The 13,793-nt window shown below is 29.9% G+C and carries 13 protein-coding genes and 1 pseudogene; 8 read left to right on the top strand and 6 right to left on the bottom strand.

The annotated features are described in order from the left end of the window. Positions 1–131: 131 nt before the first annotated feature. Both ACREV6_RS22295 and scpB read left to right on the top strand, forming a co-directional pair. The gene (locus ACREV6_RS22295) at positions 132–872 is read left to right on the top strand and encodes a segregation/condensation protein A (RefSeq protein ID WP_431580246.1); all 741 of its coding nucleotides are present in this window, start codon (positions 132–134) and stop codon (positions 870–872) included. A 1-nt stretch (position 873) separates the two neighbouring features. After that, complete coding sequence (gene scpB, locus ACREV6_RS22290; RefSeq protein ID WP_431580245.1) at positions 874–1,473, top strand: SMC-Scp complex subunit ScpB; 600 nt, start codon at positions 874–876, stop codon at positions 1,471–1,473. A gap of 107 nt (positions 1,474–1,580) precedes the next feature. Here scpB and ytfJ read toward each other — a convergent pair whose 3' ends face one another. Both ytfJ and ACREV6_RS22280 read right to left on the bottom strand, forming a co-directional pair. Further along, positions 1,581–2,003, bottom strand: a complete 423-nt coding sequence (gene ytfJ / locus ACREV6_RS22285; RefSeq protein WP_431580244.1) for a GerW family sporulation protein — start codon at positions 2,001–2,003, stop codon at positions 1,581–1,583. After that, the gene (locus tag ACREV6_RS22280) at positions 1,996–2,580 is read right to left on the bottom strand and encodes a DUF2953 domain-containing protein (protein WP_431580243.1); all 585 of its coding nucleotides are present in this window, start codon (positions 2,578–2,580) and stop codon (positions 1,996–1,998) included. Before ACREV6_RS22280 ends, ytfJ begins: the two co-directional genes overlap by 8 nt. A gap of 119 nt (positions 2,581–2,699) precedes the next feature. On the opposite strand from ACREV6_RS22280, the gene ACREV6_RS22275 reads away from it, so the two are divergent. Beyond that, positions 2,700–3,830 carry a D-alanyl-D-alanine carboxypeptidase family protein gene (locus tag ACREV6_RS22275; protein WP_431580242.1) on the top strand — a complete coding sequence of 377 codons (1,131 nt, stop codon included), beginning with the start codon at positions 2,700–2,702 and terminating at the stop codon, positions 3,828–3,830. 237 nt (positions 3,831–4,067) lie between these two features. Here the strand turns inward: ACREV6_RS22275 and ACREV6_RS22270 are convergent, their stop codons facing one another. Continuing rightward, a complete protein-coding gene (locus ACREV6_RS22270; protein ID WP_431580241.1) occupies positions 4,068–5,669 on the bottom strand; it encodes a recombinase family protein in 1,602 nt (533 codons plus the stop codon). Positions 5,670–5,893: 224 nt separating this feature from the next. On the opposite strand from ACREV6_RS22270, the gene ACREV6_RS22265 reads away from it, so the two are divergent. Both ACREV6_RS22265 and ACREV6_RS22260 read left to right on the top strand, forming a co-directional pair. Then, positions 5,894–6,070, top strand: coding sequence for a hypothetical protein (locus ACREV6_RS22265; RefSeq protein WP_431580240.1), 177 nt, complete (start codon positions 5,894–5,896; stop codon positions 6,068–6,070). 97 nt (positions 6,071–6,167) lie between these two features. After that, the gene (locus tag ACREV6_RS22260) at positions 6,168–8,534 is read left to right on the top strand and encodes an ATP-dependent Clp protease ATP-binding subunit (RefSeq protein ID WP_431580239.1); all 2,367 of its coding nucleotides are present in this window, start codon (positions 6,168–6,170) and stop codon (positions 8,532–8,534) included. Between the two features lie 69 nt (positions 8,535–8,603). Here the strand turns inward: ACREV6_RS22260 and ACREV6_RS22255 are convergent, their stop codons facing one another. Further along, complete coding sequence (locus ACREV6_RS22255; protein ID WP_431580238.1) at positions 8,604–9,284, bottom strand: phosphatase PAP2 family protein; 681 nt, start codon at positions 9,282–9,284, stop codon at positions 8,604–8,606. 156 nt (positions 9,285–9,440) lie between these two features. Here ACREV6_RS22255 and ACREV6_RS22250 point away from each other — a divergent pair, with 156 nt between their 5' ends. Further along, the gene (locus tag ACREV6_RS22250; RefSeq protein ID WP_431580502.1) at positions 9,441–10,400 is read left to right on the top strand and encodes a sulfide/dihydroorotate dehydrogenase-like FAD/NAD-binding protein; all 960 of its coding nucleotides are present in this window, start codon (positions 9,441–9,443) and stop codon (positions 10,398–10,400) included. Then, positions 10,397–11,182, top strand: a pseudogene (locus ACREV6_RS22245) (FAD-dependent oxidoreductase); the annotation flags it as partial. The gene ACREV6_RS22250 and the pseudogene ACREV6_RS22245, both read left to right, overlap by 4 nt. Here the strand turns inward: ACREV6_RS22245 and ACREV6_RS22240 are convergent. Together ACREV6_RS22240 and ACREV6_RS22235 are read right to left on the bottom strand one after the other, a co-directional pair. Further along, positions 11,165–12,883, bottom strand: a complete 1,719-nt coding sequence (locus tag ACREV6_RS22240) for a recombinase family protein (RefSeq protein WP_431580237.1) — start codon at positions 12,881–12,883, stop codon at positions 11,165–11,167. The pseudogene ACREV6_RS22245 and the gene ACREV6_RS22240 sit on opposite strands and share 18 nt — an antisense overlap. Positions 12,884–12,887: 4 nt before the next feature. Further along, positions 12,888–13,259, bottom strand: a complete 372-nt coding sequence (locus ACREV6_RS22235; protein ID WP_431580236.1) for a helix-turn-helix domain-containing protein — start codon at positions 13,257–13,259, stop codon at positions 12,888–12,890. 273 nt (positions 13,260–13,532) lie between these two features. On the opposite strand from ACREV6_RS22235, the gene ACREV6_RS22230 reads away from it, so the two are divergent. Then, positions 13,533–13,721, top strand: a complete 189-nt coding sequence (locus ACREV6_RS22230) for a helix-turn-helix domain-containing protein (RefSeq protein ID WP_431580235.1) — start codon at positions 13,533–13,535, stop codon at positions 13,719–13,721. Positions 13,722–13,793 lie beyond the last annotated feature (72 nt).

The following is a 13,793-nucleotide window of genomic DNA, read 5'->3' as shown; positions in this document are numbered from 1 at the left end:
TTGCTTTTAAATTTTATACTGACTAGTTATTTTTTAAAGGATGCACTATACTTAAATTAACTTGATATAAAGAAATTAATATAAATGTCATATTTCTTTATAATTAAATTTTTATTTAGGAGAGAGTGTACATGCCATTAAGTATAAAAGTAACTAATTTTGAAGGGCCCTTTGACTTGTTATTGCATCTTATTAAGAAAAACGAGATGGACATTTATGACATTAATATTTATGAAATCACGAGTCAGTACCTGGAGCATATTAAAACTATGAAAGAAATGGATTTAGAGGTAACATCAGAATTCATTGTTATAGCTGCAACTTTAATTCAAATTAAATCAAAACGATTGCTACCTAAAAATAAAGAAGAAATTAGTAAAGAAGAAGAGAATGATATAGAAGCGGAATTGTTAAATAAATTAATAGAATATAGGAAATATAAAGTTATAGCTGAAAATTTGAAGATGCTAGAGCAAGGAGCAGGTATAATGTTTAGTAAGAAACCTGAAATAATTGAAGAAGATAATAAAAACACTAAAGAAATAGATTTTCTGAAAAATGTTACAATGCTTGATTTATATAATTTGTACAACAATTTAATGCAACAATATATAAATAAAATGAATGTTGATAATATTATAAATAAAAAAATATTAGTGGATGAATACAAAATAGAAGATAAGATGGAAGAATTGAAAGATGCACTTGATTTATTTGGAAAAGTCTATTTTTCAAAGTTAATCATTGGGTACTCATCAAAAATAGAAGTTATTGTTACGTTTTTAGCATTACTTGAACTTATTAAAATTAGAAGTGTGAGAGTGCTTCAGGAAAGTACTTTTAAAGACATATATTTAGAAAGGGTAAATTAATATGAATGAACTTAATATTAAGCAATTAGACATTGAAGAGGTTTCTACTAAAAAGATATATTTTTCCATTATTGAATCCTTGTTGTTCGTTACTGGAGATTTATTAAAACTAACGGTCATTGCTAATATATTAGAATGTAGCAATGATTTTACAAGAGAACTAATAAATGAATTAATAGTAAAATATGAAGAAGAGGATAGAGGAATTAAAATTATAGTAACTAATGATCAATATCAATTTGTTACAAAACCCTGTAATAGCGAATATGTTCAAAAACTATTAAAGACCAACATTAGACAATCACTATCACAGGCTTCACTTGAAACTTTAGCAATCATTGCATATAAACAACCTATAACCAGAGTTGAAATTGAGGATATAAGAGGTGTTAAGAGTGATAGAGCAATCTACACCTTATCGGAAAAAAAATTAATTGAAGAAAGTGGGCGGAAAAATGTTCCGGGAAGACCAATAATTTATGTAACTACAGATGAATTTCTTAAACATTTTAATTTTTATAGCCTGGCTGAAATGCCACCTTTAGAAAATTTTATGGGTGAAAATTTACAAACAAATATTGAAAGCACTGAAGCTGAATAACTATTTTTCAAGATTTATGGGCATAAAATTATAAAACCTCGCCATAATAAAGCTTTTAGATTGTAACTTTATTATGGGGGGTTATATTTATGATTTTTTATATTAACTTATTCATCACACTTTTCACTGTCTTCATGTTCTGTATGTTTGTCGCTTTTATCCTTAAACATATTTTTAATAATATCCATAATCTGTGGTACAGTATCAACGATTCTATCATATGTGTTTTGCTGATCTACAGATAAAAGTCTTATTGAATCGTTTTTAACAACTAAAAATGCAACAGGCTTAACAGTGACTCCAGCTCCAGAACCACCACCAAAAGGGTAGTTATCGCTTGAAACACTAGGTTTAATATTATTGAATTCACTACCTCCAGATGCAAAACCAACACATACTCTGGAAATAGGAATAATTGTAGTACCATCTAATGACTCTATAGGATCTCCTACAATGGTATTCACATCTATCATATCTTTTATACTTTCCATAGTGGTCCTCATTAAATTTTCAATTGGATGATTATCCATGTACATTTCCTCCTTTATATTTGTTTAAATTTGTTTTCTTATGCTTAATATTTATAAGGCAACTTATCATTACAAATGATATATAAATAATTTTTCCTAAATTGGTATAAATTATACTCGAAATTTCCATATTAACATCATTTTCTTTGAAATGAGGGATAACTTTTAAATTTATCTTTTTTACTTTGGTGAAATTTTGTAATAATAAATAGAAAAAACTATAGGTGGAATGAATTAAGCCAAATATAATAGCTACAAAAGCAGCATCATCAAAACCATATTCTAATGTAGTGTTTAAAATTATTGTGGGTTTAAACTTCAAATTCTTAATTTTGTAAATAATTAAGTTTAAATCGTTATAAGTTAATGTTTTAAAAAAATCGATCTTTTTGATTCCTTTTTCGATAGTTTTTATTTTAGAATTTACTTTATCTTTCGAAGGGCTTTTTGCCTTTATTTTTTTATTATATATATAAATTCCCAAAGCTTTGTTTTTATATTTAAGAGTTATTTTCAAAGGGATTGGAAATAATATAATTATTAAGGTTAAAAGAATCACTATTATACCTTTAAACATGTTAACCTCCTAGTATGCCTAATAATTGGTATTATGCCCAATAATCTATAAAAAAATCAGTGAGTCACTATTATTTATATTTGTTAAAAATATGTACTAATATCAAAAGAGGTGAGATTATGAAGAAAAAAATTAGAATATTTTTATCACTTGCTTTAAGTTTATTTTTTTTAGTCACATCATTAATTCAAAATGTTTATGCTGAGGATATACATGTTAACGCTATAAGTGCCATAGCATTAGATTGTGAATCAAAACTTGTTTTATATGAAAAAAATGCATACACTCCTATTGAAATTGCAAGTACTACAAAGATAGTAACTGCATTAGTAGCCATTAAATGTGGGGATTTAAACAAAAAAATAATTATATCAGAAAAGGCTGCAGCTATAAGAGGTTCAGAAATAGGTTTAAAAAAAGGAGAGGAGATAACATTAAAAGAGTTATTATATGGGCTTATGTTAAGGTCTGGAAATGATGCAGCAATAGCCATTGCAGAAGGGATTAGTGGAAGTGTTGAAGAGTTTCTAAAGCTTATGAACGAGTATGCACTGGAAATTGGATTATTAAATAGCAACTTTGAATCTCCACATGGCTTAGATAGTAGTAATCATTATTCTACAGCCTATGATTTAGCTTTGGTTACTGCAAAGGCAAAAGAAATAAAACTATTTAATGATATAGTAATATCTAAGGATATTGATGCTAGTGAATACGGTTTTAATAGGAGTTACCATAATATAAATAAAATTCTATATCTTTTACCAAATGCCACAGGAGTAAAAACAGGGTTTACCGGAAAAGCAGGTAAATGTTTAGTTACTTCTGTTAAAATTCAAAATAGAGAGGTTATTATAGTTACTTTAAATTGTACCCCTAGATGGAAAGAGACCCAAAAAATAAGTGAATATGTAGAAAAAAATTATGAATATAAGAAAGTGATTAGTAAAGAGGATACTTTGGAATCGCTTAATATAAAAAACGGGACATCTAAAGTCCAAATAGTAAGTGCAAGAGATATTATAATTCCAATGAAGAAGGATGAAGACATTGAGGTTAAAATTAAAAAGCCTCTATATGAGATAATTGCTCCAGTACAGGTAGGACAAAAGGTGGGTAGGGTAGATATATATTCAAATAGTAAACTTCTGTTTACAGAGGCTCTAATAGCTAAAAATGCTGTGACGAGAAAAAATATGTTTAGACAAAAAATTGATAAAATTGTGAATTTCATTAATCCTAATAAATAAAAGAGTCCTAGGACTCTTTTATTTATTAGAAAAATTTAAAAATAAATATTTAGGAAGTGGATAGGTATACTTCTGGGATTTATAAGTATTATTGTTAAACTTGTAACAATTTTTAGAGTTATAAATATTTTAATAGTATAGTACGTAGGAGGTTATATTTATGAGTTATGAACCCTATGATTGTATTGATGTAGGAAGTGAATTTTGTCCTAGCCACACTAAACTGCGATAATTAGGTTATTCTTTTAAGGACATTAGATTGATTTTAATGGTACCTTTAGTGCCATCCCAATATATTGATTGTACAATACTATTGATTAATAGATGCTTTTCTTTAAAATCTAAGACATCTACTAGAGAAGGAAAATTACTTAAGGAATATAAAAATTTATTTGCATCCCACTTATTGTTTTTGTATTTATTGGAAATAGCTTTTGAGTTATCACATTTATCTTTTAACTTTTCTAGTTCATCTCCTAATTTCAAAATTTGTGGTCTTATATATTTTGATATTTCATTGTCAAGTGATAATTGGCTTATTAGAATATCTAGTTGGGCTTGTTTTATTTTTATTTGCCCTGGTAAATTATCTATTTCACTTTGCATAAAATTATTTTTGGTTATATCAGATTTAATTTTATTTAACTCTTCAAGCAGAACACTTTTGTCCATTGTGATATTTTTTAAATTATCTATAACTATTGATTCAAGTTCATCTACGCGGATATTAGGATTGTTACACCTAAGGCCTTTTGAATAATCTTTAGTACTACAAACATAGTATTGAATTTTTTTATTGGAATGCACACTAATATGTCCATGTTTAACAATCATACTTTTACCGCATTTAGAACACTTTAAAGTACCGGTAAGTAATGCAGCCGAGGAAGTTCCAAGGCGTGGTGCTTTATTCTTATTTACATCTAATATTTGTTGAATTAAAAGCCAATCAGGGGCATCAATAATTCCTTCATGTGTGGAAACTGCAGCTACCCATTCATTTATATCTCGCTTAATTTTAGAACCTTTACTTTTGTTATAAATTAGAATCCCATGCTTATTATCAAATTCTCCCATGACATTCATTCCAATAAATTCAAGGTATTTCATAACAGCTTCATTTGCTCTAACATAGAGGGGATTTCTTAATATAAGTTGAATTCTTTTCTTATTAAAGTCAGCCCCATTTTTTGTTTTTATATTTTTTTGGAAAACACAGATAAAAACTTGGCTAATAGATTTATAATGTAAATATTTATCATATATGAAAGCTACAACATCTAGTTCTTCTTTTATAGGGGATAATGAATACATAGTTTTTTCTTTGAACTGGGAATCAAAACAGGTGATTTTTTTACTTTCATAGCCTAAAGGGGTTTGTCCTCCTAGCCATCTTCCGCTTTTAGCCAGCTCTAACATATTGTCGCGAACCCGTTCACCAATAGTTTCACGTTCCAGTTGTGCAAAAACAGAGGCAATATACATCATGGCACGTCCCATAGGAGTTGAGGTATCAAATTGTTCATTAACGCTTATAAAACTTATATGCAGGCTATCTAATTCATTTATAAGAGTAGAAAAATCGGATATGTTTCTACTGATTCTATCTAGTCTATAACAGATAAGTACATTAAATTTTTTTTCTCTTGCATCACTTAGCATTTTTTGAAACTGAGGCCTTTTTATATTTTTTCCTGAAAAACCTTCATCCTCGTATATTATATATTTTTCAATGCCTAAATGATTACCTTCATGCGTGCATAGTTCAATTTGGTTTATTATTGATTCTCCTTTTGTGGTAATCTTTGATTTTCTGGAGTATATAGCTGCAATTTTCAATTTACTTACTCCTTAATAATTGATTTAAAGTTTGTTAAAAGGTAAAATGGGTATAAGATGTGAAATTACCTAGTTAGACTATAATAGCTTTACAAAATAAACATATGTATTATTAAAAAATAATATGCTTATGTTAGGTATATTATTAAATATATTTAGTTACATACCTTTGTAACACTGTGGTTAAAACTGCATAATATAATATTATATGTGGGGGAGTATAAATGAAGGTTAACTCTACCATTCTTTTAGAATTAAATAAGAGTGAAACAGAACTTTTGAATGGAATATATACAAGGACCGCTTTGAAAATATTAGCGTCTAAGCTTTCATTACAAGAAGTAAATGAATTAATAGAAAATTTAACGACATTTCAGAAGGAAAGCCCTGTTATATATTAATAAAAAACAAACAATCCTGAATATACTAAACAAATTCTATTAAAGAATGATATACTATTATAATATTAATACAAGATGAAATATGGAGATGATTTATATGAAGTTATGTGATGTATGTAAAAAAAATATAGCAATGATATTAACATCAAAAATTGAAAGCGGAAAAACTGAAACTGTAGCTTTATGTATAGAGTGTGCTAAAAAGAGAGGAGTTCCAGTTATGGATCAATTGATGCAACAAGCTGGGATATCTTCAGAGGATATTCAAAATTTAAATCAGCAAATGGGTAATATCTTTAAAGACATGAATTTAGAAGATATGAATTTAGAGGATATGAACTTAGAGGATATGAACTTAGAAGATATGAATTTAGAGGGTATGAACCTTGAGGATATAAACAATAAGAATGGTGATGGGAAAAAACTTATTGGTAATATTTTTAGTGGCTTATTTTCACCTAAAGATGAAAATAAAGATTTTATAGATGAGGGAATTGAAACTTCACCAAAGGTTGTGGGCGCACCTGAAGAGAAATCAAAAAAGAACTTTTTTAAAAAGAAGCGAAAGCACTTAGATACATATGGAATAAACCTAACAAATAAAGCAAATCAAAATGGTGTAGACAAGGTTGTTGGGAGGAATAAAGAAATTGATCGCGTGGTACAGATTTTAAATAGAAGAACCAAAAATAATCCTATATTAATTGGGGAAGCGGGCGTTGGTAAGACAGCTATTGCAGAAGGATTAGCTGTGAGAATTGCAGAAAAACAAGTTCCACAGAAATTGTTTAATGCTGAGGTTTATTTGCTTGACCTCACTGCCGTTGTGGCAGGGACACAATTTAGAGGGCAATTTGAAAGTCGGATGAAGTCAATTATTGAAGAAGCTAAGGACAGTGGAAATATAATATTGGTTATTGACGAGGTGCACAATATTATGGGCGCTGGTGAAGTTCAGGGTGGGTCAATGAATGCAGCAAATATTTTAAAACCAGCTTTAGCCAAAGGTGAAATACAAGTTATTGGAGTGACTACTCTTGAGGAATATAGAAAATATATAGAGAAAGACGCAGCGCTTGAGAGAAGATTTCAGCCAGTACTAGTTGAAGAACCAAGCATAGCGGAAACTATAGAAATTCTAAAGGGAATACGAGGTTATTATGAAGAATATCATAAAGTTAAAATATCTGATGAAATTATTGAAGAAGTTGTAAACTTATCTGAAAGATATATATCGGACAGATTTCTTCCGGATAAAGCTATAGATGTTATTGATGAAGCTGGTTCTAGGGCTAACTTGAAAAATAATGGGCTTGTGGAACTTTCAGGACTAAAGGAGCAATCAGAAAAAGTACAAAATGAAAAGGATGAGGCAGAAGCTACTGCAAACTTTGAAAAAGCTGCAGAATATAGGATGAAGCTATGTAAAATAAAAGAGAATATTGTTGAAATCGAGAAAAAATGTAGTGAGGTCCAAATTACGCAGGAGGACATTGCTTTTGTAATTGAATCATGGACTAAAATTCCAATTCAAAAGATTACAGAAAAAGAAGCGAAAAAACTATTGGACTTAGAAAATAGACTTCATAAACGGGTTATAGGCCAAAATGAGGCTATTACAAGTTTATCTAGAGCCATTAGGCGGAATCGTTCAGGCTTTCGAAAGAAGAAAAAGCCTTCCTCTTTTATTTTTGTTGGACCAACTGGGGTTGGAAAAACAGAGCTAGTTAAAGCACTGGCCTCTGAACTCTTTGGAAGTGAAGAAGCATTAATTCGTATAGATATGTCTGAATACATGGAAAAACACACAGTTTCCAAGTTAATTGGTGCACCACCAGGGTATGTAGGATATGATCAAGCTGGACAATTAACTGAAAAAGTCAGAAGAAAGCCTTACTCCGTGATTCTTTTAGATGAAATTGAGAAAGCTCATCCGGATGTATTTAATATGCTATTACAAATTCTTGAAGACGGAAGATTAACAGATAGTCAGGGAAGGACGGTTTTCTTTGATAACACTGTAATAATAATGACATCTAACGCAGGTACTCAGTTTAAAGCAGGTAGTATGGGGTTTGTTCAAGATAATTATGATATTTTAGAAGCCCGTGTTAAGGATGCTTTAAAAGAAACTTTTAGGCCTGAATTTTTAAATAGAGTAGATGAAACTATTGTGTTTACTCCTCTTAAAAAGGAAGAACTTCGCAAAATAGTAGATTTAATGATTATGGAGGTTGTGGAAGAGGTACGCGAAAAGAAAATTACAGTGGACGTAACAGACGAGGTAAAGGACTTTGTATTAGAAAAAGGGTACGATGACAAATATGGAGCAAGGCCACTGAGGCGGGCTATTCAAAAATACATTGAGGATGAGATTGCAGAGCAGTATCTTCAAAATGAATTTAGTGAAGGGTCAAATATATCTATAGAATTAAAAGAAGGTAAAATTGTTATAAGATTATAATAAATAACAAGCCTTTAGTATAGTTCAATTATGTTAAAGTACGGAGTAACGTGTAAAAGCTGCTGAAAATTATTCAGCAGCTTTTACACGTTGTTGTTTAATATCTTTTTCTAGTGAATTATAAGCTTTTTTGGAATTGTAGATTTTGTAATATTCCTCCACATAAGCAATCCCTGTGAAAAATACTTCACATAAAAAAATTGCGAAAAATATATCCATTATCACGTGTTGTTTAACAAACTGAGTGGATATAATAATGAGAAAGCCTACAATAGTAACTGGGATTTTAATCCGTTTTCTAGCATTTGTAAGATTAATTCCTTTTACTGCCAGGTACGCAGTAATTACGTGTATGCTTGGAAAGCAATTATATGGCATATCAGAGTTATAGGTAAATAAAATTAGTTTTGAAAATATATCCTCACCTGTGACAATAGGCCTTGGAACAGTGGTTTGAAAAAAGTAAAAAGTTATAAAAGCAACAACATAACATAGGATTAAAGTAAGCATAATCTTATAATAAACTTTTCTGTTTTTAAAGCACAAATAAATAAAGCAAAAGGCTAAGAAAAACCATAAAGTCATATAAGGTATTATGAAGATTTTTATAAGTGGTAAAAATCTATCTAAATCAGTAGTTAAATCATAAACCCCTCTTTGAGTATTATTTAGTGTCCAATAAAACAAATTAGAAAAAGGGATAGAACCAATAAGTAGCAGTGGTAATAAATTTTTAAAAAGTTTTTTCAAGTAATCAGTCCTCTCTTCAAAGACTATTTTAACGGAAAATTACAATATATTCAATGATTTTCGTGAAGATTTTTTGTGAATATTTTGTAATTACTATAAAAATCAAACAATTGTATTATAGAACCAGTATAAAATGCTTTAGGGCATCGCAGTTTGGTGTTTCGAGCATGTCCTTGCCATCTGGCAGAAACAGGAGACTGTATATTATGTTCACAACTAGCAGGTAAGAATTTTTGTGATTGTTGTAATTGGAATGGAGTATGTATATATCAAGATTATGCTTCAAACAACTACAAAGCTAAAGAAAGTAGGAAATATTATTATTGCAAAATAATAGAGAAAGATAAATTTGAGGATAATATTATTATATTTACCCTAGAAGCAAGTGATAAATTGGTAAGCGAATTGGTTCATGCAGGAAGTTATGTTTTTGCTCGCCGCCCAGATACAGATACAAGGTTTGATACTCCAATCTCAATAATGGATACTGATACCAGAAATAATACTATAACTATTGCTATAGAACTTAAAGGAGCAAAAACCAAAGCCTTAGATGTGTTAAAGGAAGGGGAAGAGCTACTTATAAAAGCACCATTTTGGAATGGTATTTTAGGACTAAGAAACATAAATAGGATTAAGAATAGTAAATGCTTAATTGTAGCAAGAGGTATAGGGCAGGCACCAATGATCCCTCCACTTAAGCATTTGCATACAAATAATAATGAAGTTATAATTGTGCTTGATAATTCACCTTATAAAAATAGCTTTGTTAATGATTACATGGAAAAATATGCTTCAAAAGTTATACTTGTAAATACTATAAGCCGTGGCAGAATTACAGAGGAATTTAATAATATATTGAAGGATTTAATCAGTAATAATGATATTAAGTTAGTGCACTGTGATGCTGCAGACGTTTTAAATTATGAACTTATGAAGGCAGTAGAAGATATAGATAAAAGTATTGAATATTCTTGTTGCAATAATGCAAAGATGTGCTGTGGAGAAGGAATATGTGGCTGTTGCACAAGAAAAAATAATGATCGTAAATTAAGAAGACTCTGCAAAATGCAGACAGAACCTAAATATGTATTAGAGGGGAGGAGAATATTTTGAAGGTTATTGTAATTGGTGGTGGTTGGTCTGGGTGTAGCGCAGCAATCACAGCAAAAAAAGCGGGTGCTAGGGTTGTATTATATGAAAAAACAGATATGCTTTTAGGACTTGGTAATGTAGGTGGTATAATGAGAAACAATGGAAGATATACAGCATCAGAAGAAATGATAGCACTAGGAGCTGGAGATTTAATACATTTAACAGATGAAAATAGTAGACATAAAAACATTGATTTCCCAGGACATAAACATGCCTGGCTTTACGATGTAAACAAGATTGAGCCAGCAGTTTTAAAATATTTAAAAGCTATGGATATAGAAATAAATATGATAACAAGAGTAGTGGATGTTGAAAAAGAAGGCAATAGAATAAAAGGAATATATTTATCAGATGGGAAATATGAGGAGGCAGATGTATTTATAGAAACTACAGGTTCCACAGGGCCAATGGGTAACTGCTTAAAATATGGAAATGGATGTTCAATGTGTATTTTAAGATGTCCATCTTTTGGGCCAAGAGTAAGCATAAGTTATAGAGCAGGTATTGAAGATTTAAAAGGAGAAAGAGAAGAAGATGTATATGGAGCTTTTAGCGGATCTTGTAAGCTAGCTAAGGATTCTTTAGCGGATGATGTTATAAAGCAATTGGATGAGACCGGGGTTGTTGTTTTAAAGGTTCCGGAAGAAGATATAAATTTAGAAAAACTCAAACTAAAAGTGTGTCAGCAGTATGCGCTTAAAGAGTTTGCAGAAAATATTATTCTTTTAGATACAGGTCATGCTATGTGAACCAAACTGCAACATTTGCTGACGTAGGTCTTCTTCTGATATTTCAACAGTATTAGTATCTTCATCATCAGTTCCAATAAATTTAATTACGATTTTACCTTTACCATTGCCAGTACCATACCAGTAAATGCAGTCGATTAAAATATCGATTATCATTTTCTGTTCATTGCGAGGAAAGGTGTCTATCATCTCACACTTATTTAGCATCGATTCAATTAAGTTTAGATTAAAACTATTTAATCTTTCTTTTTTTGTGCGATTTTCTGCATCATTAATTGTGTTTTCAATTTTAGAGCAATCGCTTTTTAAACTCTTTATTTTATCAAGTATTATATCTTCTATGCCATCACATTTAGATAATGTTGTGACTAAAGTATCAATTTGTTTCTTTTTATCAAGTAGAGAATTTTCTAAAGAATGTTTTTCAATAAAAATCTGATTAGATTTTATTTTATTTTTTGATATAATTTTCAACTGGTTTACAAAATCTGTCTTGGATTTAGATAGTAATTTTAGACTTTGAATTACTAAAGAGTCTACATAACTCGCTATGGCGTTGCTATTATCGCATAGTTTTTTATGAGATTTCCTTTTTAATGAGCATGTATAATAAAACGCTTTTTCTCCGGTAACTTTAGATTCTCTACCATGTTGTATTAGCATATATTTCTTACACTCACCACACATCAATTTTCCAACTAATAAGGCATTATGAGTTTTCCCTAAGCGTGGGAACTTATCTCTATTAATATCGAATTGGTTTTGAACGTTCAACCACAGTTCGGGTTCCAGAGCCCCTTCAATATTGCTTACAGCTGCGAATCTTTCATCTTTAGATTTTAAGATTTTAGCATGTTTTCCATTTTTAATACTTTGTTCTGTTTTATTATAAGTTAAAAGTGAATGGATATTATCAGCTTCACCATAAACGATCCAGCTATTGTTCTTCAAATAATCAACTATTTCTTTTGTAGATTTCACGTATATAGGATTTTGTAATATTATTTTCAAGCTAGATTTTTCGAACATAATACCATTTCTAGACTTTAATTGATTTTCTGTTATGTATACTTCTAATTTGTGTAAGCTTCCTCGTTCTAAATATTTTTCATATAAAAACTTAACAAAGTCCATTTCTTCTTTATTAATTTTTAATATTGAATACTCTCTTTGTAACCCCATATCATCAGTATATTTAATCCTTTCAGAAATAAATCCTAGTGGTATTTTACCACCTGTCCAACGACCTGATTTTGCAAGTTCAAGCATATTATCACGAACTCTTTCAGCAATTGTTTCTCTCTCTAATTGAGCAAAAACGCTAGCAATATAAATCATAGCTCTGCCCATTGGTGAAGTAGTATCAAACTCTTCTTTGATGCTTATGAATGCACAATTGTTTTCTTGTAGTATAGTAAGGGTTGAAGAAAAATCCGCAACATTCCTTGAAATCCTATCGAGTCTATAGCAGACCAAAGCATTTATTTTTTTTCCCATTATATCTTTCATTAGTTTTTTAAATTGAGGTCTTTCTAACGTGCTCCCTGAAAATCCTTCGTCTTCAAATATTGAAAATTCAACATTCTTACCCATCTTTTGAGTTATATACTGTTTGCACATTTCAATTTGATTCTCTATGGAATCTCCCTTGCCTGTAAACTTTGATTTTCTGCTATAAATTGCTATCGTCTGCATGTTCTTATTTTTCCCTCCTTCTTTTTATACTGCTTATAGCTAAATAAAAGAAATCTTTTAAGTCTTCTTTTTCATCAGCAGTAACCAATGTTCCTTCTAACTCCAATTCGTCTGATTGTAATATCATTTTTAATGTTTCTTCTAGATCAGTAACTGTATATTCTATTACATCAATTCCTAATAGTTCATTGGTAGAGATGCTCAGAGATTTAGCTACCTTTTCAAGGGTAGAAGAGTTTAGATTTTGACTATTACCATTTTCAATGTCATGTAATGTAGAATACCCAACTTCGCTTTCTTGTTTTAACCTATTTAAATTCCAACCACGTTGTTCTCTAATTCTTTTTATATTTAGTCCTAATTCTGATATGCTCATAATTTCCTCCTCGAATATATTCATTATGTATATTGTATCGGTAAACAGATAATTAGTAAAGGGAAAATTAAAACGGAAAACCGACAATTAAAAAATAAAATAATCCGTAAACCGATAAGAAATACTAAGAATTTTGAAGGAAATGGAAGTATTCTCAACTTATTTAAATCAGATGGGTGTATAAGGTCAAAAAAACCGTTTTTTATTATCGCCAAAGTGATATACAATCAAATTGTAAACGGTAAAGCGATAAAAAAAGAAGGCGGTGACAACTTGAATACAAAAAAAGTTAAACAAAAAATGCAGGAGCAAGGATTAACATTGTACAAGCTATCCATAAAAAGTCAAATAGCCTATTCAACTCTGCACGACATAATAAGTGGAAAAGCAGAGAATCCAAGGATAGATACGGTAATGAAAATTGTAGATGCTTTGGGTGAAAAAATTGAAAATCTAATTTGAAAGCGAGGTTATTTATATGACAAGGGTAATTCTTAAAATAAAGAAAGATAAGAGTAAAGGCAAAGAGAAGAT

The organism is Clostridium sp., from assembly GCF_050717515.1.
Lineage (GTDB): Bacteria > Bacillota > Clostridia > Clostridiales > Clostridiaceae > Clostridium_AD.
Note: the sequence above shows the minus strand (reverse complement) of the source record. Positions and strands in the feature narration are given on the sequence as shown.